Origin of the sequence: Bradyrhizobium sp. SRS-191 (assembly GCF_024586915.1) — a bacterium.
Classification (GTDB): domain Bacteria; phylum Pseudomonadota; class Alphaproteobacteria; order Rhizobiales; family Xanthobacteraceae; genus Bradyrhizobium.
Window position 1 is genome coordinate 168,973 of record NZ_JANBVS010000012.1, and the last position, 24,474, is coordinate 193,446.

Genomic DNA, 24,474 nt, shown 5'->3' on the forward strand with positions numbered 1-24,474 from the left:
TGGTCACCTGCTGCTGCCAGGCGGTTGAGCCGTCCACGGGGCCGACACGAAGGGCACAGGCGGCGCCCCGGCATCGAATACGGATGGATCAGGGGTCGCCTGCCGCGATCGAAGACGTCGAACCGGCTGACGCTGTTCCTCGATGACGACGCCGGGCTCGACCCAGCTCGGCAGGGCCTCTCCGGCCATTGGGTTGACTTGATCGACAAAGCGCTCGTCGAAGGATGACGCTGGTACGGACGGCCCATCGCTGCTCGACCGACTGGGAACACGTCCCAATCGTTCGGAGGGCGTATCGGCGCCACCGCCAACATATGCGTAGTCTTTCTGAAGTCCGCGGAGGGCATCAGGGATCGGCAATCCCGTTCGAGCCAATCGCTGCGCCTTTGGATCCTTCGCGAGCGTATCGGCGATATCGGACAGATACTCGTAATTGGCTTGCGGCACCGGATAAAGGTGTTTTCCAAGGCCCGCGGCTTCAGTGATCCTGTTCACGACCGAAGTACAGATGCGGGGATCTCGCGAGAAACGGGCAAGATCCCAGCCATTGTACAAGAGAGGTTCGGCCCCGATCTTCGCGATCTCCCCACGTGCGAGATCAGCTTGCTCTTCGGAAATCGGAACCGTGAACGTCGCATACTGGCCGTCATCCGCGACGCTGGAGAAGTCGTTCGGTGGGGCTTTCCCGTTTTGCATCCAGTGAGCGTCAAATTTCCCTTGGTCTGAAATCGAGCCATGATGCTGCGGGCCGAAACCAGCATAAACATGCCCCGTCGGATCATTGACCACAACGGCGGCGTGACCCGGCAAGGCGGGGTTGATCTGAAATGTGAGCGAGTGTCGAGCAGCCATGGTTGCATTCACCTTGGTGAAAGGGATTTTCAAATGGTGTCGCTGGCGTGCCGTCTGGAATCGCAACGGTCCGCGCGAACGACGCCGGCAGCTCTTCGTCGGGCCAATCAATCTTCCAACGGCGACATGAAATGCATCGGCCAATGCGACGTGACGCGAGTTGGCGCTTGCCGCCGCATCGACATGACGGCAACACGGTGTCTCGCCGTCCGACTAATTCCGATCGAGCCGCTTGATCAGACGCACGTCGATCCGTTCAAGTCCTGGGCCTATGTATCTGAGAGACAGACGCCAAAGGGTATGAAGCATCCATCCGAACATGTAAGAAATCAGCAGGCTGACGGGGAAATAGAAAAGATAGCTGTTCATCCAGCTTTCGGTGTCAAAGGGCGGGTCGTGAAGACCAAAGGCTAGCCAGACCCAGCCAAGGATCAACCCGGCCGGAAGAACCGCCATTTCAGCCAGCAAGACACTCGCCTTCAAGCCGGCGAAGTAAGACAGGCTGCTGAACAGCAGAAAGTGCACAATATAGAGAGCGGAAGCGATCAGCCCTCCTTTGTTGAGCAGCACAATCTCCCTCCTCGCAAGGCGTGCACGCCACCGCGGCAGTCGCGCTGTCGCAACAATAATCATCCGGGCAGCAGCCGACCTCTGAGGTGACGTCAACGTGACAAATTGCGCGAGCCGTTACACCTGCCAGGAACAAAAAAAGAACATCAGACCCCGCAGGAATTGTCAATGGCCAGTTGCAGCGACGAGCTGTCTCGACCTTCCATTCCAAAATCGCGTCTGCCATGCTTCCGATCGAGATCGACGCTCGCATGGCTTTCGCCATGAGCGATCACTCATTCTCCTGCCCATCATCCTCTCCATCCGGATGCACGATCACTCGCTCGATGCGATGGATCAGCTCCAGCGCGCCGTCTTCGCCATTCTGCAGCGGCTGGGGCGATTTGCCCCAGCCGCGATCGAGGATGGCGTTGGCGGCCGACACGCGTGCCGCATGGGTGGCCTTGGGCGAGCGCATCACGCCAACCGCGGCCGCCGAATGCGCCCTTGTAGCGCGACGGCGCCAGCAGCGGCTCGAACACCTTCGCGGTGGGGATCTTGAGGATCGGCAATGATATCCCTCGCTGAGCTCGGTCAACCGCTGGATCTAAAATACTTCGGCGCGAATGAACTTCGCTTCAGTGGGGCGCAACGGTCAGTGCCGTAATAAAGTAGCAACCGCACGCCCCTCGAACGCTCATCTGAGATAGACGGCTAACCCAGCCGCGAGCCCATCAATCGCCGCGGCCGTCGAGCAGGAATCGTTCATCGATACGATCAACCATCGATGCGACCGCCGGGCGCCCGAGCGTCACCCTCGCGGCGACGCGCCAGCCATCGTCCTCGCACTTGCGGCCCAGCCGACCAGGTAGATGAGCAAGAGCGACTCGAGATAATAGATGGGCAGACTGTTCAACCATGACTCGACGGAAAACGGGAAATTACCCGAGCCCGAAACCAGGGCCCAGACGGACCAGAAAGGACCAGCAGGGAACACCGCGAGAGACGATAGCAATACGCTCGTCTTAACATCCGGGACCAATGCCGAGCCGATCAATCCGGAGGCAGCGAACAACGTGTAGACTGCGCACGCGACAAGTGCACCCCCGCTCAGTCGCACGTCCAAACCTCCTATGACTCATGGCCGTTGATTCACCGGCTCTTTTGAAACCCAAGATAAATGGTTCCGATCCGCCTATTCCAGGAGAACGGGGTCCTGACGAATTCATCAGAGCCCGACGACATGCGCCGATAAATCGCAAAGCCCTGCAAACCTGATTTTAGGACCGCTCGAAATCGTTGCTGGGTGTCGACCGTGTAGCAGCAGCCTGACGCGCCTTGGACAACCATGTCCATCATGGTAACGCCATCGGCATCCCGATAGACGATGAGTTCAACGTCGAGATCAGCAGCCCGGAAGCGGCAAATGCGGTCGGGACCACAACTCTCGAGCTGACCACTGCCTGTCTTTCCGTCAGCCTCGACGGCATAGTTCAGCACGACATCGGCGGCGGCCGGGCCGCACACGAAGGCTACCAGGAAGAGACCGACCGCGAGCCACTGCGCGACGAAACCAGCAGCTCGATGCCGCCTCGTCTCTACTGCGATGACGTGACCCACCAGCATCTCGATGCACCGTCGATCGGCGCGCACGCTGACGCCCTTTCCGAAGCGAGAACAAAAATAGAACAACCAGTCTCGACCGTCAAGATCGATCAACCGCCGATGCTGCTATTCCCGTCTTCAGCTTCCTGCTCGTCATCCGAGTTGTCCGGATGCACGATCACACGCTCGATGCGATGGATCAGCTCCAGCGCGCCGTCCTCGCCATTCTGCAGCGCCTGGGGCGATTTGCCCCAGCCGCGATCGAGGATGGCGTTGGCGGCCGATACGCGCGCCGCATGGGTGGCCTTGGGCGAGCGCATCACGCCGACCAGGGTGTTGATCGCCGTCTTGGTGTGGCTGCGCGCCATCGAGCGGATTTCGGTGATCGTCTTCGACATGGTCGCTTCCGGAGTCTCGAGTTGATTTGGAGCGTGATCACGACAGCGCATCGGCGGCGGCCATCGCGACGAGCCCCGCCACCGCAAGCGAAATCAAATAGGCAGTCATCTTGCTCTCCTGATCGTTGTTGAAAGAAAGTCGCGGCGGATCGCGGCCAACGCGATCGCTTCGGGCGCGAACCCTATCCCTCGCGCGAGGGACCGCTGCGGGCGCGGCGACCAGCGCCACGCCCGCGACCGTCCCGTTCGCGCGGGGCGGCCAATATCCAGATGATGAGGAGTCCGCACGTTGCGGCCTCGCGTAACGAGACGATCCCGGAGCAGTCACGCGCGGCAAAGAACAGCCCAGCGGCTGTTGCTTCGCGGGCTGTGTGTCGACAGTGATTTCGGAAATTTCGATGCTGGCAATATGCCGGTGATTTGCCCGACGTGTCAAATTCGATCGAAAAGCGGCGATCGGATTTTCCGATTTCGATAGTCGCCCGCGCGAATCCTCGCTCGACCAAAGAAAAAGCCCGCTGCCTGATCCTCGGCGCGGGCTCCATGATTTCTTCGACGATGGCAAAATGCGCCTGATTTGCCCGACGTGTCAAGCGCGAGCACGCGCCGTGATCCACGGCGCGATGGCACGCTTGTCGGTCCACGCAAGGAGAAGGAGGTTTCACTCGCCGCAGTGCCGATCAGTTCTTGATCGCGTAGAGCGGCGTTCGCACGGTCAGCTGATAGACGGGCTTGGGGGCCCATGCGATCTGCGCCGTGATGCCGAACAGCCGGTTGTCGCCATCGTCCATGCGGTCGAGATCGAGCCTGACCAGCGGCTGCGTGTAGGACGCGATCGGCGTGACGGCGAGCAGCTGCGCGCCACCGAAGGACTGGAGCCCAACGCGCGCAGAGATCTTCCAATTGTTGTCCCACTGGTAGTAGCCGCCGACATAGCCGGCCGTGGTGTTGCCGACGCGCGCCAGCACGGAGTCGACCTTGACATGAGTCAATTGGACGCCCGCAAGCCAGCCGCGCATCTCCTCTGGGTCGAGCGCGTATTTCGCCTCCACGACCGTATTGAACGAGGTGGTCGCCAATGGTGCGTCCGGCACCGAGCGCGTCACCGTCGACTGCAGCGTCAAGGTGGGGAACGCGCCGCCGTTCTGCTGGTACACGTCGGCCTGGAAGCCGAGGAACCAGCTCGTCACCGCGACGTCCGACCAGCCGGACAGGCCGTTGTAGGACGCGCTGCCGGTGAAACCGCCATAGAGCGACAGCGCCTCGCCGAGATCCACCGTCAGCGGAACGTCGACGCCGACGCCATGGCTGGTCGGCGCCGAGAGCTGCGGGCGTCCGGGCAGGGTCGGACGGTCCAGCAGCGTCCGCAAGGTCGCGAGCTGCGACAGCGTTCCGAACAAGGACGTGTCGCCGAGACCGGTCGACAGCGTCCCGCCGGGGACATAGGCATAGTTCGTGCGGAAATCGATATAGACGTTGGCGAGACCTGATGAGGACGCGTCCTTGTCATCGTCCTTTGCGACGGCGCTGCCACTGATCAGTAACGCCCCGCCGATGGCGACGGCGTAGGCCCACCGCACCGCGCGGCTCTCACCCGGCAATAATTCCTCATCCGTCATTCTGACGCCCCCCGGCGACGGAAAATACTCCGGCGCCACGCGCATCTTCAAGTGTCGATCGCGACGCGCGCACGAAGAACGGGGGATCGTCCTGACCGTGTCTACTCTGGCGATGATGGCGTAGGGCTCGTGCCGCGCGCGGCCATCACCTGGCGAAGCACCCGCGACAGTTCGTCGACCGAATAGGGCTTGTGGATCAGGCTGAAGCCGTGCCGGTCGCCATCGGCCAGCACATCGCTGTAGCCGCTGTTGAGCACGATCGGAATCATCGGCAGCCGGCGGCGGATCTCCTGGCCGAGCGTCACACCGTCCATTCCCGGCATCACGACGTCGCTGAGCACGAGGTCGAAGCCGTCGGGATTGTCTTCGATCATCCGGAGCGCGTCGAGACCGCTGCGCGCCAGCACGGTGCGATAACCGAGGTCCTCGAGCAGTTGCGTCGAGAACTCGCCGATCTCAGGGTTGTCCTCGACCACCAGCACGTTCCAGCGCGCGGCAAGCACCTCGGCATGATGCTCGGTCCGTTCGCGCGGTCCCAATGGCTTGTGGGTGAGCGGAAGCAGCAGGGTCAGCGTCGTCCCCTGGCCGAGCTCACTCTCCGCCAGCACCCGTCCACCGGACTGATGAACGAACCCGTAGACCTGAGACAAGCCCAGCCCGGTACCGCGCCCGACTCCCTTGGTCGTAAAAAACGGCTCGAAGATGCGGTCGATCTGATCTGGGGCGATGCCGCAGCCGGTGTCGCTGACGGCGATCGCGACGCATTGCGTCTGCCCGGCGGCGCCCTCGTGCGACACGAGATCACCGCGGATGGTCAGCACGCCGCGGCCGTTCATCGCATCGCGCGCATTGGCGACCAGATTGACGAGAGCGGTCTCGAACTGATTGACGTCGACGTCGACCGGCAACGGCCGTACCCGCAGATCGAGTTCGATCACGGCGGGCGCCCCGAGTACGGTCTGCAGCATGTCCTCGATCTGCTCGATGTGCCCGGCTGCGTCGAACACGCGGCGCTCCATCGCCGTGCGGCGCGCGAAAGCGAGCAACTGCCCCGTCAGCTTGGCGGCGCGATCGGCCGTATCGGAGATCGCATCGACATAGCGGCGCATCCGCTCAGGTGACAGCTGACGCCGGCGCAGCAGGTCGGCCGATGATCTGATGACGGTCAGGAGATTGTTGAAGTCGTGGGCGACGCCGCCGGTGAGCTGGCCGATCGCCTCCATCTTCTGCGCCTGTCGGAACGCCTCCTCCGCCTTGCGGCGCTCGGTCAACTCGACCGCCTCGGGCACGATGGCGACGACCTGCCCGGTTTCGTCGCGCACCGGCCGCATCTGGAAGTCGAACCAGCGCCAGCCGCCGACCGGCAGTTCGAGCTGGAGCTCCTGTCGCGCCTCGTCGCCCCGGGCCACGGCGTCGACCAGTGACCGGATCACGTCGGACATCCCGGGGGTGCCCGCAAACCACGGCGTCTGCCAAAAGGGCTGACCGACAACCTCGTCCAAAGGCGCAGCGATCGCCTCGAGCAAGGTGGCATTGGCATCCAGCAGCGTGCCGTCCGAGGACAGCAGCGCCTGAAACGTGTAGCTCGCCTCGAAGATGGTGCGGAGCCGCGCCTCCTTGGCCTGCAGCTCCGCAGTCCGCTCGAGCACCTGCGCCTCCAGCCGCTCGTTCAGCTCGCGCAGCGTGGTCTCCGCCTCGCGCCGGACGCGCCCAAGATCGATATTGGCGCGCACGCGCGCCAGTAGCTCGCGCGCGCTGAACGGCTTGCTGAGATAGTCGCTGGCGCCGGCATCGAGCCCTTCGACCTTCGCCTCCTCGCCGGCACGCGCGGACAGGATGACGACAGGGATGTCGCGCAGCTGCGCGTCGCTGCGCAGCGCCTGAAGCAGACCGAAGCCATCGAGCTGCGGCATCATGACGTCAGTCAGCACGAGATCGGGCCGTCGCCGGCGAACGGCCTGCAGCGCAGCCTTGCCGTCGGACACCGCTTCGACCTCATAATCCTCATCGAGCAGGCGACGCACGTAATCCCGCATGTCGGGATTGTCGTCCGCGAGCACCACGCGATCCCGGCCGGATGCCGCAACGGCGCGAACACCAAGATCGTCGGATGCTGAAGGATGAGGAAGCTCGACCGGCCGGCCGCCGTTCAGCCAGCCCAGCGCTTCGTCGACATAGGCCCGGGCGCGCTGCGTCGCGACGGCCTGCGTCGGCGAGGTGCGGAGCTGGCCGGACGGCAGATGGCCCGTTCCCAGCGGAATGCGCAGCCGGAACACGGAGCCGCGGCCGAGCTCGCTCTCGGCGGTGATCTCACCGCCATGAAGCTTCACCAGCTCCTGAACCAGGGCGAGACCGATGCCGCTGCCTTCGAAGGAGCGGCCGCGCGCGCCCTCAACGCGACGAAACCGCTCGAACAGATGCGGCAGCTCCTCGCGAGGGATGCCGGTGCCGGTGTCGCGAACCCTCAGCTCGGCATGGCGGCGATCGGCTGAGGGGCCGACCGACACCGCGATCTCGCCGTCGAAGGTGAACTTGAACGCATTCGAGACGAGGTTGAGAACGATCTTCTCCCACATGTCGCGGTCGACATGGACCGGCTCGGGCAGAGCTTCAGCGTCGATCACCAGGCGGAGCCCCGCACGATCGGTCGCCGCGCGGAAGTTCGAGACGAGCTCGGCGGTGAAGGCAACGAGATCCACGGGCTCGAAGTTCGCGGTCATGCGACCGGCCTCGATCCGCGAAAAATCCAGCAGCGTGTTGACCAGCTTGAGAAGGCGTATGCCGTTGCGGTGAACGAGGTCGAGGACCGAGCGCTCCTCCGCACCGATCGCCGCCCCGTGGAGTCCCAGCATGTCTTCCAGCGGACTGAGCATCAATGTCAGCGGCGTGCGAAACTCGTGGCTGATATTGGAGAAGAACGTTGTCTTGGCGCGATCGACCTCGGCCAGCGCTTCTGCGCGGCGGCGTTCCGCCTCATAGGCTCCGCCATTGCTGACGGCGGCTGCAATCTGCCCGGCAACGAGGTTCAGGAAGCGTGCATAGCTCTCGTCATAGAGACGGAATGGGTTGAGACCGGCAATGACGAAGCCGCCCTGCCCGGCCTCGCCGGAGGGAGCAAGCGGTATCACCACCGCCTGGGTCGGCGGCTGGCGCCAGCCCCCGCTTGGAAAGGCCACGCCGAACAGTTGCGTGAGATCGCCGACCCGGACGGCAGCCTGCTGGCGCGATGCTTCAGCAAACGGCCAGCCCTTCCCAGATCGTATGGGCAGCCTCAGCTGAACGGCCGGATGATCGCGGCCGATCCCGGTCACGGCCTCGAGCCGCGCCGCTTCGCCATCCGGCTCGGTCATGTAGATCATCACGAACGGAAGATCGCGCGGCTCGCCTGCAAGAGCGCGCGCGCAACTCGCGCAGGCCAGGTCGACGCTGCGCGCCTCCGCCCCCGCGTTGGCGAGCGCGCGCAGCAACGCCAGCTGGCGCTCGCTGATCACGCGCTGAGTGTCGTCGGTGTTGGCGCAGAAGATGCCGCCCGGCGACCCGTCATCATCGGGAATGGGACTGTAGGAGAACGTGTAGTACGTCTCCTCGGGAAAACCGTTGCGCTCCATGATCAGGAGCTGGGCCTCGACATAGGTCCCTTGGTCACCGCCGCTCGCCTTGGCGAGCAATGGGCCGATGTCCTCCCAGATCTCGTGCCAGACCACGGCCGTCGGACGTCCGAGGGCCCAGGGATGCTTGCCGCCGATGATGGCCTTGTAGGCGTCGTTGTAGAGATAGATCAGCTCCCGGCCCCAGCCGATCCAGATCGGCTGCTGCGAGGTCAGCATGATTCTGACGGCGGTCTTCAGACTCTGGGGCCAGTGCTCGGGGGCTCCGATCGACGTGCTCGCCCAATCGAACTGCAGCATCAGTCCAGCCAGCTCGCTGCCGCCGGAAAAAAGCCGCTCGCGCTCGGCAATGCCGAGCCCCTCGTCGTGCACTGGTTGCCGCTGATCCGGCAAACGTCCCCCCATCGCAAATCCCGCCGTGATGACAAACGCCGGTATTCTCCTCCGGTTCCCAAGCCCGGAACAAAAAGGGCCCGCTGCGACTTCGAGTAGCATAAGCATTCTCGGGGGACGCCGCCGTGACGATGATCGTTGCATCCGAGCCCAACAAGCCGAAGAAATCGTCCTCGAGTGTCTTTCGGCTGCTGGGTCCTGGTCTCGTCACCGGCGCGGCCGACGATGATCCCTCAGGCATTGCCACCTACTCGCAAGCCGGCGCACAATTCGGTTACGGCCTGCTCTGGACGGTGTTTCTTACGACACCGTTCATGATCGCCATCCAGCTGGTGAGCGCGCGGATCGGTCGGATCACCGGCAAGGGCCTCGCAGCCAACATTACGGCACTCGCGCCACGCTGGATCGTCTTCGCACTGGTGGGGCTGCTGGTCGGCGCCAACACCTTCAACATCGCAGCCGACATCGCCGCTATGGCCGAAGCGCTGTCGCTGGTGATCGGCGGCCTCAACCATGAACATGCGCTGATCTTCGCCGCCGCATCCACCCTGCTCCAGGTGTTCCTGCCCTATCGACGCTACGCGCCCTTCATCAAGGTGCTCACGCTCAGCCTGTTCGCCTATGTCGCCACGGCGCTGATGGTCAAGGTGCCCTGGAGCACGGCGCTGCTGGCCGCGGTGTGGCCAACGCCGTCAACGGATGCCGACTATCTGCTGACCGTCGTCGCCGTGCTCGGCACGACCATCAGTCCGTATCTGTTCTTTTGGCAGGCCTCGCAGGAAGTCGAGGAGATGAACCAGGGCAAGGTCGATCGGCCCTTGCGCGAGCTCTCCAGGAAGGACCATCCCGAGCTCCGGCGCATGCGGATCGACACCACGATCGGCATGATCTTCTCCAACGCGATCGCCTTCTTCATCATTCTGACGACCGCGACCGTGCTGCACGGCAACGGCATCACCAAGATCGATTCCGCGACGCAGGCTGCCGAGGCGCTGCGGCCGCTCGCCGGTGACTTCACCTTCCTGCTGTTCGCCCTCGGCATCATCGGCACGGGCATGCTGGCGATCCCGGTGCTGGCGGGATCGGCTGCCTACGGCGTCGCCGAGATCTTCGGCTGGCATGCGACCCTGGAGGCCAAGCCGGACGAGGCCGCGGGCTTCTACAGCATCATCGCAGCGGCCACCATCATCGGCTTCGGCCTCGGCTTCACCGGCATCGATTCGATCCATATGCTGGTATGGAGCGCCGTGCTCAACGGCATCGCCGCGGTGCCGATCATGGCGATGATGATGGTCATCGTCTCCAACGCCGGGCTGATGGGCCGCTTCCGCGGCCGGTCCTGGCTGATCGCCCTCGGCTGGATCGGCACCGCGATCATGGCGGTCGCCGTGCTCGCGCTGCTGTGGTCCTTCGTCACAGGCCGGTCCTAGGGCACGCCCCGCAATCTTCCTCTGCACTCACCGCAACGCAGTTGCACAACGTCATTGGTGCAACGCGGAACGTAAACTGTGTTAACAGTCCGTTCCCGCCATCCCGCCGCCGTTGATGCCGATCAACGCCGGCGCGCTCCGGAATGGCGAGGCTCGCACAAAGCACCTCGGAGATTGCCTTGACCCAACCGCAACGTATGAGCGCACCGACGCCATCAACCTATTCCCCGCGCGGGCTGACGCTGCTGCGCGACCCGCTGCTCAACAAGGGCACCGGCTTCACCGACCAGGAGCGCGACGCGTTCGGCCTGCGCGGCTTCCTGCCCGCGGGCGTCATGTCGATGCAGGCCCAGGCCGAGCGCATCCTCGTCAACCTGCGTAGCCTGTCCAACGACCTCGAGAAGTACGTCGCGCTCAACGCGCTGCACGACCGCAACGAGGCGCTGTTCTTCCGCGTGGTCTGCGACAACATCGACGAGATCCAGCCGCTGATCTACACGCCGACCGTCGGCCTCGCCTGCCAGAAATACGGCCTGATCTTCCAGCGTCCGCGCGGCCTGTTCATCTCGGCCAATGATCGCGGCCGCATCGCGGAGATCCTCGCCAACTGGCCCTATCGCGCCAAGCTGATCGTCGTCACCGACGGCGAGCGCATCCTCGGTCTCGGCGATCTCGGCGCAAACGGCATGGGCATCCCGGTCGGCAAGCTGTCGCTGTACTCGGCCTGCGCCGGCATTCACCCCGAGGAATGCCTGCCGGTCATGCTCGACGTCGGCACCAACAATGAAGAGCTGCTCGCCGATCCCTACTATATCGGCCTGCGGCAGAAGCGCCTCACCGGCGACGCTTACGACTCGTTCGTCGACGAGTTCATGACGGCAGCCCGCGCCGCCTTCCCCGGCGTGCTGATCCAGTTTGAGGATTTTGCCAACCACGCCGCGTTCAAGCTGCTGCACAAATATCGCGACGACGCCTGCGTCTTCAACGACGACATCCAGGGCACCGCAGCCGTGGCGCTCGCCGGCCTGTTCTCGGCGCTGCGCATCACCGGCGGCAAGCTGCGCGACCAGACCGTGCTGTTCCTCGGCGCCGGCGAAGCCGCGACCGGCATCGCCGATCTCGTGGTGTCAGCGATGATGGCCGAGGGCCTGTCCGAGGCCGAGGCGCTGCGGCGCAACTGGCTGACGGATTCGCGCGGCCTCGTCATCAAAGGCCGCGAGAACCTGCACGGCCACAAGCTGCGATATGCGCACGACCAGGCGCCGATCGCAGACTTCCTGACCGCGATCAAGACGCTCAAGCCGACGGCGATCATTGGCGTCGCCGCAGTCGGCGGCGCGTTCACGCCGGAGGTGCTGCAGACGATGGCGGAGCTGAACGAGCGGCCGATCATCTTCGCGCTCTCCAACCCGACCTCGAAGGCGGAATGCTCGGCGGAGGCGGCCTATCGCTACACGCAGGGACGCGCGCTGTTCGCCTGCGGCAGCCCGTATGACCCGGTCAAGCTCGACGGCAAAACCTTCGTGCCGCGCCAGGGCAACAACTCCTACATCTTCCCCGGCGTCGGCCTCGGCGCCATCGCCAGCGGCGCGCGGCTGGTCACGGACGAGATGTTCATGGCCGCAGCCCACACCCTCGCCAACTGCGTGACCGGCGCCGATCTGGAACAAGGCAGCCTCTACCCGGCCCTGCCGCGCATTCGCGAGGTCTCGGCCCATATCGGCGCCGCGGTCGCCAGTGTCGCGTATCAGAACGGGCTGGCCTCCGGGCCTGCGCCAAATGATCTGCTCGGCTTCGTCCAGTCGAAGATGTACGACGCGCGCTACTGATTGCGGCAAGCGGATGCCTTCCGCTTGGAGGCATGCGCGCTCTCCAGGAATGATCTGCACGGCAGGTCCCGGACTATGCCTCCGGCACGATCGCGTTGGTCGGCGTCGGCCGATCCGTGATCTGCTGGCCGAACAGGCTGCCGATCAGCTCGACCGCGACTCGCGCCGTCTTGCCGCGGTCGTCAAGGAAGGGATTGAGCTCGACGACATCGACCGAGCGGACCAGCCCTGAATCGTGCAGCATCTCCATGATCAGATGCGCCTCGCGATAGGTGGCGCCGCCCGGGACTGTGGTGCCGACACCCGGCGCCACGTCGGGATCGAGGAAGTCGACATCGAAGCTGACATGCAGCACGCCATTTCGTGCGCGCACCTTGTCGATCACCCGGCGCATCAAGACCCCGACACCGAACTCATCGATGGCGCGCATATCGGCGATGCTGACCCGGCGCAGCCGCAGCAGCTCCTTCTCCGCCTTGTCGATCGAGCGGATGCCGAACAGTTCGAGCTGCGCCGATGAAATGCCTGCGCGCGGCTCGTCGCCGAGCAGGCGGTCGAGACCCGGCTCGCCACACAGGAAGGCCGCCGACATGCCGTGCATGTTGGTGGTGATGGTCGTCTGCGGCGTGTTGTAGTCCGCATGCGCGTCGAGCCAGAGCACGAACAGCTCGCGCCCGGTCTCGCGGCAGTGACGCGCGATGCCGTTGACCGATCCCATCGACAGCGAATGGTCGCCGCCGATGAAGACGGGAATCGCGCCGGTCTGCGCCAATTCATGGCTGCGCCGCGCCAGCACCCGCGACCAGCGCTGGATCTGGCGATAATGCTTGGCATTGGCCGGCAGCTCATCTTCGAGATCGAGCACATCCGAAATGCCGACATCGCCGTAGTCGGTCACCTCGAGGCCGAGACTCTCGAGCACCGTGATGAGCCCGGCCGTTCGGAGCGCAGCTGGGCCCATCAGCGTGCCGCGCACGGAGGCACCGAGATCGATGGGCGCGCCGAGGACCGCGATGCGATACGGCGATGCTGTCTCCGATGAAGCCACGGCCAGATCCTTTCACATGCGCACCCGACCATAACGGATCCGGCGCTGCAATGACCCGCCCCGTTCGACGGTCCACCGGATTCGAGGCCCGCCATCCAACACGGAACCAATCGCGCCAGCCGGCATTTCCTGGAACGTCAGCGCCCGCGGTCGAATCACACCGAGGGTGACATCTCAATCCGGCCGATGGGCGTCGAGAAGGCAACGAAAGTGAGCAGCGAATCGTTCGAAACATCTCCGCAGCCGGGCGTCGCCGAACGCGCGCTCGACACGGCAACCGACATGTCTCGCTCTCTCGGCGAGATGATGGGCACTCTGGGGGCGGCCGTTGACAGGCTGAGCCGGGCAGCCGACGAAGCGCGGCGGCCGGGCACGGCCCTGTCGACTTTGAGCGCGATCACACGCGAGGCTCCGCTTGCCAGCCTGTCCGTCGCCTTCCTGTTTGGCGTAGCCGTCGCCCGGCGGCGCTGACGGCGATCAAAACAACCGCGGCCCGCGTCGGTCGAGCTGCGACTCCCATGTCAGCAGCGTCGCCGCCACGACCATGATCGCGATGCCGGCGAGGCTGATCGCGAGTTGCATGGCAAAGCTGCTCGACACGTCCGTCAGCATGACCTGGCCCAGGAAGGCCAGGAGCACGCCGAGGCAATACATCGACAGCGAGTTCTCACCGCACCTGATCATGGCCGTCATCAGCGGGCGCACCGGCCCCTTCCACTCCAACGGCGCCAGCCGCGAGACCACGAAGGCCAGCGACAGGAAATGCAGCAGCCGGACGGGAGCCAGATGGCTCTTATAGATCGGATAGATCAGGTCGGTGATTGCATGCGGGATCAGGCTTTCGAGACTCTTGAATTCCCAGCTCAGCGCCATCAACAGGCTGAACGCGAGATAGGCGAGCGCGATCAGCAGCAGCGCCCGCGAATTCAGGATCGGTCGCAGGTGCGAGGCGCCGACATAGGCGTACCAGGCGCCGATCACGAGCAGGAACTGCCACGCGAACGGATTGAAGTAGAGTTCACCGCTCGGCCAGGCCGGCACCTGCCAGCTGAACAGCTGGACCATCAGGTACAGCAGGAACGACAGGGCCAGCATCGATGTTGCGCTGCGCATCATGAGCCAGATCACGACGGGAAAGCAGATGCGCAGGATGACGAAGGTCAACAGGATGTCGGTATTGACCGGAGCGAACTGCAACAGCGCGACGTGGACCAGCGTGGGACCGGGCTCGCGGAAGAAGAAGCCCGTGTTGGTCTCGTCGACGAAACGGGTGCCGCCACCGACCACCCACACCAGCGCCGCATAGGCGAGCAGCAGCACCAGGAACGCCGCGTAGATCTCCCAGGCCCGCCGCAACACGCGCAGGACCGTGGTCGCCCAGCCCTGCGTCGCCAACGTGCCGCCATACGCCAGCATGCAGGTATAGCCGGAGACGAAGACGAACACCTCGGAGGTGTCGCTGAAGCCGTAGTTGCGCAAGGTCAGCCAGGCGAGCGAATTGTCCGGCACATGATCGACGAAGATGAACCACAACGCCAAGCCGCGGCACGCATCGAGCCGAAGGTCGCGACCGCCGTTGCGATGTTGGACGTCGGCACCTCCCGTCTGCGCCGGCGCAAGATCACTCCCCATCACCTTGAGCCTCGCCTTTCATGACCATGCAACATGAGGGGAGCCGCCCGCCGGCCGTAGGATGTTCCGCCCATTTTCACAAGTCCAACACGGTTGAGCTGTCAACGAAGTTCGCGGCACCCGTGTCTTTGCGACCGTCTGGAACCAACGAATGCACGGGAATTGCGAGCGGCAGCGGAACATTGTCGGGATAGTGGTGTTAACCAAATTACCGTCGCTCCGGTGGCAATTGTTCCAGTCCCGTAGTTGCCCGGATTGATTGTAGGTTGGTTAGACGTTGACTTGCAGTGGAAGTGTTAAAGGGGGGTTCCGTGATCCACCGAGGTGTCCAATATACGGTCGTCGCGACTGCTGAGCCGGACATTTGGGAATGGCGGTACGAGTTCGGCGACCAGGTCAAAACCGGACGCACCCAGACCAGGCTTGCAGCGCTGGCCGCCCGGCGCGTGAAGTCGAAGATCGATGCCGCGCTGCGCGCGAGCCAGACGAATTCGGTTCCCGCGGCGAGCGTGGCTGAGCGCATGGAGCTCGTGAAGGCGACCTCCCACGGTCTGACCTGAGGCTCGCGTCCTCTCAAGCACGCCATCGGCAGAGAGAACCGTTCCGGGCTGTTGAGACAGATCAAGGCTTTTGCGCCGTGATCCGTCATGGTCAGGCCATGGAAACTCTCGTTTTTCGCTGCTCCCAGACGGGATCGAACGTGCAGATCGGCTTGGCCGCGACGTCGCTTGCCGCCCAGGCCGATTGCTACGAGGCGGTCGCATGTCCAGCATGCGGGCGCCTGCACCTCGTCAATACGTGCACCGGGAAATTGCTGAGCGACAGGGAGGGCGCGCGATGTCCTACGTTGCAGACGAACTGACGGCTGTCCCCTCGCCCCACCCGACTTTGCTGCACCGGCTCTTCAGCCTGTTGAAGTCGATCGTCAGCCGAATCGACCTGTCCCATTTTCCCAGGTCGTGCTGTAACTGACGCCGCGGATCTCGGCAGCGCGGCCCCGCACCTTCACCGATACGCGACGAGAAAAGCATCTTCGTTGCGACAAATCACCCTGGAGCCTACCGTCGTCCCCCTCAGCGGCGGACGCCGGGCGCGCTCCCCGATACAGATACGCTCGGGAGTTCTTGGATGCGCACTTCGATGATCAGAGCTTTGACGTTGGTGGCAGCAACTGCGGCCTCGACATCGGTGTGGGCCGCGGATGCGGATCATGGCGCCGACCTCGCCCGACGCTGGTGCGCCTCATGCCACCTCATCGAAGGAACGCAGAAGCAGGCCAGCGCCGACGTTCCGTCCTTCGCGGAGATCGCGCGGAAGGCGGACTTCACCCCCGAGAAGGTCGCCTTCTTCCTGCTCGACCCGCATCCCAAGATGCCAAGCTTCCCGCTCAACCGGCTGGAAGCAGCCGATATCGCCGCCTATATCGGCTCGCTGCGCAAGTAGGCCGGAAAGCTGGCCGATGCGCGTATTGGCGGCCGGGCGGCCGCCGATCCCGCGTCATGTGGCCGTCGCACCGCAACGGCTCGAGTCCGGACTCAGGTTTTGGGTTCGGTGGCCTTGCTCGCGGCAGACATGATGCTGCTCGTGATCGTCTTCATGTGCTCGCCCGCGTTGGTGAACTGGCTGCGCAGGAATTCGGACTGAATCCGCATCGCCTCCTCCAGCTCGGTCGCATGGACCAGCTTTCGCGCGTGTTCGAAGGCGGTCTTGATGTTCTGTTCGGTGAGGGTGAGCGCCTGCTTGGACATATCAGCGGCGGGTCCAGGAACCGTCGAGATCGATTTGCCGGCCGCGTCGAAGAACATCTCGAAGGCTCTTTCCGCCTGTGAGATGGTCTTTTCCGCGAGGTCGCGCAGTTCAGCGGGCACTTCCAGTTTGGTTTGGGTCATTGTTGCGTCCTCCACGACAGACCCAACTACCACATCAGGCCTGTGCCGTCGCGGTGCAAATGCACGGGGCAGACGCCGGACGGCGGCGGCTAGGAGGAAGGCGCCATGCGCTCGCGCGCGATCTGCAGCGAATACTCGATCGAGGCGAGGTGCCGATCAAAAACACCTCGCATCCGCTCATCGGTCACGAGCTCCGAAAGTTCGCGCGCGTGCTGCAGAGCAAGATCGAGCAGCAGCACCGTCCTTCGGAGATCGTCTCGCGCTCCGACAACACCGCGTCGCGGCGCCTCGAGCCGGCCAGCCCCTGTGGCCGCTACGACAACGGCCTCCTCGTGAGCCGTCGTGAGGCTTGCACGAAGCGAGAGGGCGCGCGGGCGAAAGGGAACGATGTTGGTCATTGGCCTGTCCCCGCTGCTGCGGCGAACGGATCGGATTCAATTTTCGCTTTTATACACGCGGCATTTTACTGAAGCCTTAGATCGATCGCAGACGGCGTGGCCGCCGCGGCCCCAACGCGCGCAGCCGGATTAACCTGAAAGCAAAGCGAAACGCCCCGGCAACCACCGATTGCCGCGGCGCGACTCCGGCGTCACCCGGAAAAGCGGCGGCGATACTCCGAGGGCGACACACCGAGATGCCGCAGGAACGCACGCCGCATGCGCTCGTCGTCGCCGAAGCCCGCGCGCTTGGCCACTTCGACGACACTATCGATCTGGCGGCTTTCGAGCAGCAGCCTCGCCGTCTCGACCCTCAGCGCTTCCACGCCCTGAGCCGGCGTCATGCCGGTCCGGCTGGCATAGGTGCGCGCAAAGGTCCGTGGCGTCATGCCCGCTTTCGCAGCCAGCGCCTCCACCCGCAGATCGCTGGCGATGTTCTCGATGATCCAGGCGTGCAGCGCGCTGAAACGGCCTTCGACGTCGGAGGCTTGCGCCGCCAGCACGGTCGAGAACTGACTCTGTCCGCCCGGCCGCTTCAGGAACACGACGAGCCGCCGCGCCACGTCGAGCGCGATGGTGTGGCCGAAATCCTCTTCGATCATCGCCAGCGCCAGATCGATGCCGGCGCTGACGCCCGCGGATGACCACACGCGCCCGTCCTGCACGAAGATCGCGTCCGGCTCGACTGTCACGTTCGGGAAGCTGTCCTGCAGTCGGGGGCAGTAGCGCCAATGCGTCGCGGCCCGCTTGCCTTCGAGGGCCCCGATCCACGCGAGGGCGAACGCGCCGAGGCAGACCGAGGCAATGCGCCGGGCGCCGGGGAGCACCTCGCCGATCCACTGCATCGCAATCTCGTCCTGCCGCAGCTTCCAGATGCCCGGTCCTCCGGGGATCAGCAGCGTGTCGACCTCCTGCGGGCTGATGGCGGACAGCGGCGCAGTGTCGATCATCAGGCCGACGTCGGTCGGCACCAGCCCGCCCTCCCGGGAGACGTAGGTCAACGCATAGCCGGGGCCCGGCAGATCGATCTCGCTGAGTTCGGCGAACACCTGAGCCGGACCGGAGACATCGAGCAGCGTCACGCCGGGGAAAGCAAAGATCGCCAGTCGCCGTTCGGCGCTGTCTCGCCGCATTGCAGCACGTCGGGCGGAGTTGGCAGAATTCGAGGGCATATTGTCCTTTAAGCCATCGGATCGCGGCCTGTATAGCTCAACGTGCAGTGTTGGAGTTCACGCGATGTCGCACAACCTGGACGGCCGCTATCCGACCGTCGCTTCGCCCTGGGACGACTACACCGTCTACAGCTTTCCCGACGCGTCTGAGATTGCCGAGTCCGATCGGCGACCGATCATGGATGCGATGAATTCGATCATTGCCATTAACTGGAAAGCAATCGAACCTCACTGGACTGCGGCCGCATCGCCATTCGACAGCAAATACAGCCTTGTCCTGGTCTACGATCACATCGGACTGGTGGCCTTCTCCGTCTATCGCGTGATGACCATCGCACAGCGGCTGGCCATCTACCGCAGTGGGACCGAAGTGCTGCCCGCGCACCAGGGCCGTGGTCTGTATGGATTCTTCACATCGCAGATTCTCAAGCACCCCGGTTGTGCTGCGCGCAGCAGGGAAATTCTCTACGGATGGCGCACGCGCAACCCGATCGTCTGGGCGGCCAACGCCAAGATCTGTGAGAAGGTCGCGCCCTCGCTGCTCGATGATGCGGCCGATCCCGAGTTGCAGGCCGCGTGCGTCGAGATGTGCGCGACGCTCTATCCGGGCAAGCCGCTCGAGGTTCCCGGCATGATCATGCGCGGCGCCTACGGACACATCGAGCACATCCGGCAGGACTATCACGGCACGGCCTCGCTGGTCGAAACGGCGATGTCGCGGGTCATCCCGAACTCGGCCGACGCCCTGTTCTCCGTCGGCTATGCGAGGGTGTGATGGCCGCGATTGGACAGCACGCCGTCATCTCGTCGTCTCCGCTGAGGATTGCCGATCGCGCCTATGTCGCGTGGGGAACGGTCGCGCTTGCCTACGCGATCGCCTTTCTGCAGCGGATGTCGCCGCAGACCATCGGCCTCAGCTTCATGCGCGACTTCGGCACCGACGCCTCCGGCGTCGCGATGATCGCCTCGAGCTACTTCTGGGGCTACACGCTGATGCAGATCCCGGCCGGCGTGCTGGTCGACCGCTTCGGCGTCAAGCGCGTGGTTCTCTGCAGCATGACGGCCTCCGTGCTCGGCAGTGCCGCCTTTGCGCTGTCGCCCAGCCTGCTCGACGTCTTCATCGCGCGCGTGATCATGGCGTGCGGCGATGCGCTGGTTTTCACCGCGTTGTTGAAGCTCGTCGCGCAGAGTTTCTCCGACCAGCGTTTCGGCCTGATGTCCGGCATCTCCCAGGTGTCCGGCTATGCCGGCGGCGTCGTGGCCACGACACCGCTCGCGGCCGCCGTCACCGGCTTCGGCTGGCGCACCTGCTTCCTCTTCATCGCCGTCATCGGCCTTGCAAACCTCGCCTGCGCCTCGGTCGCGTTGAAGGCTGCACCGGCCAATGCGAAGCCCTCGACGCTCCGAGGCGTGTTGCAGGCGTGCTGGCATGCGCTGGGATCGGCCGCGAACTGGGGCTGCGCGATGAGCTTTGCATCGCACTTCGCCGTGGTCACGACGCTCGCAGGCGTATGGGGGATTCCGATGGTCTCGCACTATTTCGGAATCTCGCCGTCGGCGGCCGGCGGCCCTCTGCTCGCATTCATGGTGGGCAATGCGATCGGATCGATCTTTCTCGGCCATGCCGCCGATCGGACGCGCTCGCTGGATGCGGCCCTGATCCGCATCAGCCTGCTGCGCATGCTGCTGGTTGCGATGCTGCTTCCGGTTCTCGCGCATCATTTCGGCCTGATCTATGTCGGTGTGGTGTTCGCCGTGCTGGGCCTGGTCGCAGGCGGCACGGTGCCCCTGATCTTGAAATGCACCAAGCATCTCTACACGGCAGAACGCATCGGCGTCGGTGCCTCGATCAACACCACGTCGGCGGGCGTGTTTGCCGGACTTGCGCAGCCGGTCATCGCTTTCGCCATCGTGGCCGCAAGCGGACTTGACGCCGGAGCCGGAGCGAGCGCGGGCAAGGTCGCGAATGACGCGGGCTACGCAACGCTGATCGCCATTCTTCTGCTGATGTCGCTTCCGGGAATTATCGGCCCGCTGATGATGAGGCGCCAATTGATACTAGGTACGAAAATATAAAAAACAGAGAGACAGAGAGGGTGAGTATGTCGCGTTTGTATTTGAGAAAGGACGAAGTTCGTTCCGGTCATCAGGCCGGAAGCTGGCAGAGCGTCCTGTTTTCAGAATTCGAAGCTCAGATGAGCAGCGAGGCAAGGCCCTTTCCGTGCGTCTTCGGCGTCACGGGCTATCGGCACGATCAGCTGCGCTACCTGTTTCTCGATCCGATCGACATCGATGTTCTCGGCAAGCAGCTCGCCATGTTCGTCGCAGAGAGCCGCTCGCACGGGCCCAACACCTCGCTCGTCCTGTTCACGCGCCCGCGTCCGGTGCAGACGCTCGACGCCTACTACAAGAAGTTCTGGCGCATCCTCGATCAGCTGGCGCGCAACGACAAGCAGCCATGGCCCGCCGAGATTCCGCAGGCCGTCGATCATCCGATGTGGGAGTTCTCGTTTGCCGGCGAGCCGATCTTCGTCGTCTGCAGCACACCCGCCCATGTGATGCGTCAGAGCCGGCGCTCGAGCGCGTTCATGCTGACCTTCCAGCCGCGCTGGGTGTTCGAACGGATGCTCGGCACCGAGCAGGCGGCCGCCAAGGCATTCGGCGAGGTCCGCAAGCGGCTGGTGCCGTTCGACACCACGTCGCCCTCCCCGGTGCTCGGCCGCTACGGCAATCCCGACGGCCGGGAGTTCAAGCAGTACTTCCTCTACGACGACAACCAGCCGCCGCCCGCCTGCCCGTTTCACCAGCTCGCGCAGGCCAAGCCATCGTCCATCGGAGATAAGGAGCAAGCCGCATGACCCAGATCATCGCTGGAACGAAGACCGAGTTCGCGCTCGACCCCGACATCCTCGCGCTGCTGCCGACGCAGGGCTGCATCGAGCTGCAGCACGATGCAGCCGGCAAGATTCACGCCTTCCACACCCACCCGGTGGACGAGGTGCTCGTGGTGATCAAAGGGCGGCTGACCTTCCGATGGGAAGGCGGCGAGCGCGTCTGCACCGCAGGCGACAAGATCCTGCTGCCGGCGGGGACGCTGCACGAGTCCGAAGCGCTGGACGACGCAATTTATGCAATTGCGATGGGGGAGACCGCCACGATTGCATGCAATCTGGGGCGATGAGGTCAGGACAGCGGGCGGTCGGTTTCCGGATGGGACTCCGAGGTCAGCCGTTCGACCATGTCGATGACTTCGATGCGCTGGCCGGGGGCCAGCTTCAAAAACGCCTTCAATAGCCGAAGGCTTTCGACGGCTTCGCTCGATGGGGCTCCGAGCTTGGTGTGCAGCTCCGCGATGAATGTGGGATTCTTCATCTCGCACCTTTGGCAGGAAACGGTAATGCCAGTCCTTAGCAAACGTGAAGGCCTTGCACGCAAGGTAGATACTGCAGCAATTGAGGCGGAAAGTCTTGGTCTGACGACCGCGACCCTCATCCTCCGTATGGCCCGCCTGGAAATCGACCGGGCGGAACCCGAAGAGGTTGAAAGTATGCCAGCGAACAACTCCTGCAGCAAGCCGAACTGACCAATCGGTCGATTTTGTCGGCACAATTTGAGCTTTCTGGCAGGTTCTGGCGTACCATACCAGAGAAAACGGTCATTTACCGAACGATGGAGGGGGATTACGGTGGAGGTAAGCTTGTCCTCCACATTAGAGGTCTTCTATAGTTTGAGCGGGAGGACTACGGATTGCGGATGCCGTTTCGGCTTCCGGGCTCCACTCCCGCAACATAGCGGTTGTAGGAAGACCATGCGCACTTACTATTTCGATATGAAGGATGGCATTCCGACCCGGGACCGAACCGGTCTCGAATTTGCGACCAGCGCCGGGGCCATCGAGCACAGCCGGGATCTGGCCCGGCGGCTTCGTCACGACCCCCGCATCACCGACCGGAGACTCTCGATCGTGGTCGTCGATGAGACCGGCGCGGAGATTCATCGCGAGCCGGTCTACCCCGCGGCGGTGAAAGCCAGCATCGCCTGAATTTTTTCTTCGGCCTGCAGACCCGAAGGGTCCGTTGACGCAAATTACAACCACTCGTAGATTTCAAGGCACGCAATTCAACCAGAAAGATCTGGCTCGCAGAAAGCTCGATGGCGGAGAACCGCCGACTTTGTAGGTCTGCGCTCACCAGACACATGGCAACAGCCGCCAGCGGACGCGCGCCTGATACTCCGTGTAGCCGGACAGATGCGCCGCGAGCACGATCTCTTCGTGAAGCAGGCGCCAGATCAGGATGGGCAGGATGGCGACGATGAGCAAGAGCGCCCACCAGGACCCGAGCGCGATCGGAATGCCCGCCAGCAGCACCAGCGCCGCCGCATACATCGGATGCCGCACGACGGCGTATGGCCCGGTCGATATGACGACCTGATCGCGAACCACCTCCACGGTGGCGGCAGCATAGCTGTTCTCGCGAAACACACGCCCGATTCCCAGGAAGCCGAGCACGACCAGAACATCACCGCCAAGGACTGCAGGCACCGCCATTTGAGACCAGCCGAAACAGCGGTCCAGGGCCGGCAGCAGCAGCAATCCGACGAACGACACCGAGACGATCGTCATGATCAGGCGTTGAACCGGCTCCTTTTCGGCGAACGGCCCTCCCCTCATGCGCCGCTCCAGCAAGGCGCGATCCCGGCGCAGGAGATCGATCAGCACGCCGACCGATGCGGCGAAGTAGGTGATCAGGAACAGCCAGGCTTGCCAGTAATGAAGACTGCCGGCCGCACCAAAGATCAGGCCACCCATCACGAGCACGACGATGATGAGGCTTGCGACCGTCTTGGCGATAAGGCCATCCATGCCGCGACAATAATCGCAAACCCGGCCAGTTCCAGAGCGCTATTGCTGCTTCTCCCAGAATGACAGCAGTCCTTGCGAGGCCGAGCCGCCGATCACGCAGGGAATGCCGACGGCGACCTGCCCGAGCGCCGCGGCCGAGACGCAGCCGAGCGCCAGCGCGCCGACGCCGAGCTGTCCCCAGAAATCCATGTTGCGCCGCGCATCCGAGCCCTTGATCTTGAGCTCGTCGACTGCGGCGACGGCATCCTTGCGCACGGCGCCGAGCTGCACGGTGTCGGCGGCCTCGACCACCTCCCTCAACGGCTCCTTGACGGGCCCCGACTGCCGCGCGAGCTCCTCGCGAAGATAGTCGCGCAGGCTGGCGTCGCGCACCGCATAGCTGGCGAGCGTATAGCGCGCCATGCTGCCGATGGTCAGCTTGTCGACGGTGTCGCGACTCTTGGACCAGGGCAGCATCTGCACGATGCGCTGGATCGGCACGCGCGAGCCGGTCGCGAAGTAATAGCCCCAGAGGATGTCGAGCAGATCCTGATGAGTCGCGTAGCTGAGCCGCGTATCCAGCTTGCGCTCCTCCTTCTTGAACGGGTTCTGCGTCATTGCACCGCGCAGCTTGTCCATCACGCCCGGCTTGGCCTCCTCCAGCGGAATGTCCATCAGGGTCGGTTGCGTACCGCTGAGATAGCCATCGATCATCACGCGGCGGCCCGGCATCTTCGGCGCCACCTTGCGCAGCAGATTGCGCCAGTCCGGCAGGCCCGAATAGGCGATGGCGCGCACGATCACCCACTCCTCCTCGGGCGGCACCGGAAAAAAGCTGTTGACGAGCTGCTCAGCCTTGGCCGGATTGGAGCCGATCGCACCGGCAATGAAGCCGAGATAGATGCCGGAATTCTCCGGCTCCTTGAACGTCTGCGAGTGGAACAGCACCCGCACCGCTGCCGGCACATGGGCGTAGTCCGGCTTGGTCCGGTAGTTGTAGATCCAGTTCTGGACGACGCCGAGCGACGCGCGCGGATCGATCTCCGGCACGGTGGCGGCAGCGAGCGCCGACTGAATGAAAGTACAAGCGATGAGAGCCAGAGCGATCGCGCGCATGGTCTGCTCCTGACAAACGTTCGCCGCCGGCGGCTGCCGGCGCGGACGAATGAG

At 64.0% G+C, this 24,474-nt stretch carries 26 protein-coding genes; 10 read left to right on the plus strand and 16 right to left on the minus strand.

Going from position 1 to position 24,474, the window contains the following annotated elements; translation table 11 throughout:
• Window positions 1–3: 3 nt before the first annotated feature.
• From NLR35_RS21880 to NLR35_RS21915, 8 genes are all read right to left on the minus strand, one after another.
• Window positions 4–996 (minus strand): hypothetical protein, encoded by a 993-nt coding sequence (locus tag NLR35_RS21880; protein WP_257168597.1) that lies wholly within the window; start codon window positions 994–996, stop codon window positions 4–6.
• A gap of 69 nt (window positions 997–1,065) precedes the next feature.
• A complete protein-coding gene (locus tag NLR35_RS21885) occupies window positions 1,066–1,422 on the minus strand; it encodes a hypothetical protein (RefSeq protein WP_257168598.1) in 357 nt (118 codons plus the stop codon).
• Window positions 1,423–1,693: 271 nt separating this feature from the next.
• Entirely contained in the window at window positions 1,694–1,999 is a 306-nt protein-coding gene (locus NLR35_RS34350) for a hypothetical protein (RefSeq protein WP_374940841.1), read from the minus strand.
• A 554-nt stretch (window positions 2,000–2,553) separates the two neighbouring features.
• The gene (locus NLR35_RS21895; protein WP_257168599.1) at window positions 2,554–3,120 is read right to left on the minus strand and encodes a hypothetical protein; all 567 of its coding nucleotides are present in this window, start codon (window positions 3,118–3,120) and stop codon (window positions 2,554–2,556) included.
• Window positions 3,117–3,404 (minus strand): hypothetical protein, encoded by a 288-nt coding sequence (locus NLR35_RS21900; RefSeq protein WP_257168600.1) that lies wholly within the window; start codon window positions 3,402–3,404, stop codon window positions 3,117–3,119. Before NLR35_RS21900 ends, NLR35_RS21895 begins: the two co-directional genes overlap by 4 nt.
• A gap of 37 nt (window positions 3,405–3,441) precedes the next feature.
• A complete protein-coding gene (locus NLR35_RS21905; protein ID WP_257168601.1) occupies window positions 3,442–3,633 on the minus strand; it encodes a hypothetical protein in 192 nt (63 codons plus the stop codon).
• A 451-nt stretch (window positions 3,634–4,084) separates the two neighbouring features.
• The gene (locus NLR35_RS21910) at window positions 4,085–5,023 is read right to left on the minus strand and encodes a hypothetical protein (protein ID WP_257168602.1); all 939 of its coding nucleotides are present in this window, start codon (window positions 5,021–5,023) and stop codon (window positions 4,085–4,087) included.
• Between the two features lie 101 nt (window positions 5,024–5,124).
• Entirely contained in the window at window positions 5,125–9,036 is a 3,912-nt protein-coding gene (locus NLR35_RS21915) for an ATP-binding protein (RefSeq protein ID WP_257168603.1), read from the minus strand.
• A gap of 113 nt (window positions 9,037–9,149) precedes the next feature.
• Between NLR35_RS21915 and NLR35_RS21920 the strand changes: the two genes are divergently transcribed.
• Together NLR35_RS21920 and NLR35_RS21925 are read left to right on the plus strand one after the other, a co-directional pair.
• Window positions 9,150–10,454 (plus strand): divalent metal cation transporter, encoded by a 1,305-nt coding sequence (locus NLR35_RS21920; RefSeq protein ID WP_257168604.1) that lies wholly within the window; start codon window positions 9,150–9,152, stop codon window positions 10,452–10,454.
• A gap of 197 nt (window positions 10,455–10,651) precedes the next feature.
• Entirely contained in the window at window positions 10,652–12,283 is a 1,632-nt protein-coding gene (locus NLR35_RS21925) for an NAD-dependent malic enzyme (RefSeq protein WP_257168683.1), read from the plus strand.
• 73 nt (window positions 12,284–12,356) lie between these two features.
• Here NLR35_RS21925 and rocF read toward each other — a convergent pair whose 3' ends face one another.
• Window positions 12,357–13,331: an arginase gene (rocF, locus tag NLR35_RS21930; RefSeq protein ID WP_257168605.1), complete on the minus strand. Its 975-nt coding sequence runs from the start codon at window positions 13,329–13,331 to the stop codon at window positions 12,357–12,359.
• A 210-nt stretch (window positions 13,332–13,541) separates the two neighbouring features.
• Here rocF and NLR35_RS21935 point away from each other — a divergent pair, with 210 nt between their 5' ends.
• Complete coding sequence (locus NLR35_RS21935) at window positions 13,542–13,802, plus strand: hypothetical protein (protein ID WP_257168684.1); 261 nt, start codon at window positions 13,542–13,544, stop codon at window positions 13,800–13,802.
• Between the two features lie 6 nt (window positions 13,803–13,808).
• Here NLR35_RS21935 and NLR35_RS21940 read toward each other — a convergent pair whose 3' ends face one another.
• On the minus strand, window positions 13,809–14,963 hold the full coding sequence (locus NLR35_RS21940; protein ID WP_257168606.1) for an OpgC domain-containing protein: 1,155 nt from the start codon (window positions 14,961–14,963) through the stop codon (window positions 13,809–13,811).
• A 311-nt stretch (window positions 14,964–15,274) separates the two neighbouring features.
• Here NLR35_RS21940 and NLR35_RS21945 point away from each other — a divergent pair, with 311 nt between their 5' ends.
• Together NLR35_RS21945 and NLR35_RS21950 are read left to right on the plus strand one after the other, a co-directional pair.
• Window positions 15,275–15,523: a hypothetical protein gene (locus NLR35_RS21945; RefSeq protein WP_257168607.1), complete on the plus strand. Its 249-nt coding sequence runs from the start codon at window positions 15,275–15,277 to the stop codon at window positions 15,521–15,523.
• 568 nt (window positions 15,524–16,091) lie between these two features.
• Window positions 16,092–16,406, plus strand: a complete 315-nt coding sequence (locus tag NLR35_RS21950) for a cytochrome c (protein WP_257168608.1) — start codon at window positions 16,092–16,094, stop codon at window positions 16,404–16,406.
• Window positions 16,407–16,498: 92 nt separating this feature from the next.
• Here NLR35_RS21950 and NLR35_RS21955 read toward each other — a convergent pair whose 3' ends face one another.
• From NLR35_RS21955 to NLR35_RS21965, 3 genes are all read right to left on the minus strand, one after another.
• Complete coding sequence (locus NLR35_RS21955) at window positions 16,499–16,852, minus strand: phasin (protein WP_257168609.1); 354 nt, start codon at window positions 16,850–16,852, stop codon at window positions 16,499–16,501.
• Between the two features lie 89 nt (window positions 16,853–16,941).
• A complete protein-coding gene (locus NLR35_RS21960) occupies window positions 16,942–17,250 on the minus strand; it encodes a hypothetical protein (protein ID WP_257168610.1) in 309 nt (102 codons plus the stop codon).
• A gap of 191 nt (window positions 17,251–17,441) precedes the next feature.
• Window positions 17,442–18,422, minus strand: coding sequence for a GlxA family transcriptional regulator (locus NLR35_RS21965; RefSeq protein WP_374940842.1), 981 nt, complete (start codon window positions 18,420–18,422; stop codon window positions 17,442–17,444).
• A gap of 19 nt (window positions 18,423–18,441) precedes the next feature.
• Between NLR35_RS21965 and NLR35_RS21970 the strand changes: the two genes are divergently transcribed.
• The 4 genes from NLR35_RS21970 to NLR35_RS21985 all read left to right on the plus strand — a co-directional run bounded on the left by NLR35_RS21970 (window position 18,442) and on the right by NLR35_RS21985 (window position 21,642).
• Window positions 18,442–19,236: a hypothetical protein gene (locus NLR35_RS21970; RefSeq protein ID WP_257168612.1), complete on the plus strand. Its 795-nt coding sequence runs from the start codon at window positions 18,442–18,444 to the stop codon at window positions 19,234–19,236.
• Window positions 19,236–20,537, plus strand: coding sequence for an MFS transporter (locus NLR35_RS21975; RefSeq protein WP_257168613.1), 1,302 nt, complete (start codon window positions 19,236–19,238; stop codon window positions 20,535–20,537). Before NLR35_RS21970 ends, NLR35_RS21975 begins: the two co-directional genes overlap by 1 nt.
• 119 nt (window positions 20,538–20,656) lie before the next feature.
• Window positions 20,657–21,319: a YqcI/YcgG family protein gene (locus NLR35_RS21980; protein WP_257168614.1), complete on the plus strand. Its 663-nt coding sequence runs from the start codon at window positions 20,657–20,659 to the stop codon at window positions 21,317–21,319.
• Window positions 21,316–21,642, plus strand: a complete 327-nt coding sequence (locus tag NLR35_RS21985) for a cupin domain-containing protein (RefSeq protein ID WP_257168615.1) — start codon at window positions 21,316–21,318, stop codon at window positions 21,640–21,642. The genes NLR35_RS21980 and NLR35_RS21985 overlap by 4 nt, the downstream gene beginning before the upstream one ends.
• Window positions 21,643–21,644: 2 nt before the next feature.
• Here the strand turns inward: NLR35_RS21985 and NLR35_RS21990 are convergent, their stop codons facing one another.
• Window positions 21,645–21,833 (minus strand): hypothetical protein, encoded by a 189-nt coding sequence (locus NLR35_RS21990; protein WP_257168616.1) that lies wholly within the window; start codon window positions 21,831–21,833, stop codon window positions 21,645–21,647.
• 436 nt (window positions 21,834–22,269) lie between these two features.
• On the opposite strand from NLR35_RS21990, the gene NLR35_RS21995 reads away from it, so the two are divergent.
• The gene (locus NLR35_RS21995; RefSeq protein ID WP_257168617.1) at window positions 22,270–22,503 is read left to right on the plus strand and encodes a DUF6894 family protein; all 234 of its coding nucleotides are present in this window, start codon (window positions 22,270–22,272) and stop codon (window positions 22,501–22,503) included.
• Window positions 22,504–22,647: 144 nt separating this feature from the next.
• Here NLR35_RS21995 and NLR35_RS22000 read toward each other — a convergent pair whose 3' ends face one another.
• Window positions 22,648–23,325 (minus strand): isoprenylcysteine carboxylmethyltransferase family protein, encoded by a 678-nt coding sequence (locus tag NLR35_RS22000; protein WP_257168618.1) that lies wholly within the window; start codon window positions 23,323–23,325, stop codon window positions 22,648–22,650.
• A 39-nt stretch (window positions 23,326–23,364) separates the two neighbouring features.
• Window positions 23,365–24,420 carry a hypothetical protein gene (locus NLR35_RS22005; RefSeq protein WP_257168619.1) on the minus strand — a complete coding sequence of 352 codons (1,056 nt, stop codon included), beginning with the start codon at window positions 24,418–24,420 and terminating at the stop codon, window positions 23,365–23,367.
• Between the last annotated feature and the right edge of the window lie 54 nt (window positions 24,421–24,474).

Excerpts from the sequence above, each read along its gene's own strand:
- NLR35_RS21950 (WP_257168608.1), top strand. The coding sequence starts at position 16,092 with ATGCGCACTTCGATGATCAGAGCTTTGACGTTGGTGGCAGCAACTGCG.
- NLR35_RS21910 (WP_257168602.1), bottom strand. The coding sequence starts at position 5,023 with ATGACGGATGAGGAATTATTGCCGGGTGAGAGCCGCGCGGTGCGGTGG.
- NLR35_RS21965 (WP_374940842.1), bottom strand. The coding sequence starts at position 18,422 with ATGCGGCGAGACAGCGCCGAACGGCGACTGGCGATCTTTGCTTTCCCC.
- NLR35_RS21955 (WP_257168609.1), bottom strand. The coding sequence starts at position 16,852 with ATGACCCAAACCAAACTGGAAGTGCCCGCTGAACTGCGCGACCTCGCG.
- NLR35_RS21980 (WP_257168614.1), top strand. The coding sequence starts at position 20,657 with ATGAGCAGCGAGGCAAGGCCCTTTCCGTGCGTCTTCGGCGTCACGGGC.
- NLR35_RS21995 (WP_257168617.1), top strand. The coding sequence starts at position 22,270 with ATGCGCACTTACTATTTCGATATGAAGGATGGCATTCCGACCCGGGAC.
- NLR35_RS21915 (WP_257168603.1), bottom strand. The coding sequence starts at position 9,036 with ATGGGGGGACGTTTGCCGGATCAGCGGCAACCAGTGCACGACGAGGGG.
- NLR35_RS21960 (WP_257168610.1), bottom strand. The coding sequence starts at position 17,250 with ATGACCAACATCGTTCCCTTTCGCCCGCGCGCCCTCTCGCTTCGTGCA.
- NLR35_RS21925 (WP_257168683.1), top strand. The coding sequence starts at position 10,652 with ATGAGCGCACCGACGCCATCAACCTATTCCCCGCGCGGGCTGACGCTG.
- NLR35_RS21985 (WP_257168615.1), top strand. The coding sequence starts at position 21,316 with ATGACCCAGATCATCGCTGGAACGAAGACCGAGTTCGCGCTCGACCCC.
- NLR35_RS21990 (WP_257168616.1), bottom strand. The coding sequence starts at position 21,833 with ATGAAGAATCCCACATTCATCGCGGAGCTGCACACCAAGCTCGGAGCC.
- NLR35_RS21900 (WP_257168600.1), bottom strand. The coding sequence starts at position 3,404 with ATGTCGAAGACGATCACCGAAATCCGCTCGATGGCGCGCAGCCACACC.
- NLR35_RS21940 (WP_257168606.1), bottom strand. The coding sequence starts at position 14,963 with ATGGGGAGTGATCTTGCGCCGGCGCAGACGGGAGGTGCCGACGTCCAA.
- NLR35_RS22000 (WP_257168618.1), bottom strand. The coding sequence starts at position 23,325 with ATGGATGGCCTTATCGCCAAGACGGTCGCAAGCCTCATCATCGTCGTG.
- NLR35_RS21975 (WP_257168613.1), top strand. The coding sequence starts at position 19,236 with ATGGCCGCGATTGGACAGCACGCCGTCATCTCGTCGTCTCCGCTGAGG.
- NLR35_RS22005 (WP_257168619.1), bottom strand. The coding sequence starts at position 24,420 with ATGCGCGCGATCGCTCTGGCTCTCATCGCTTGTACTTTCATTCAGTCG.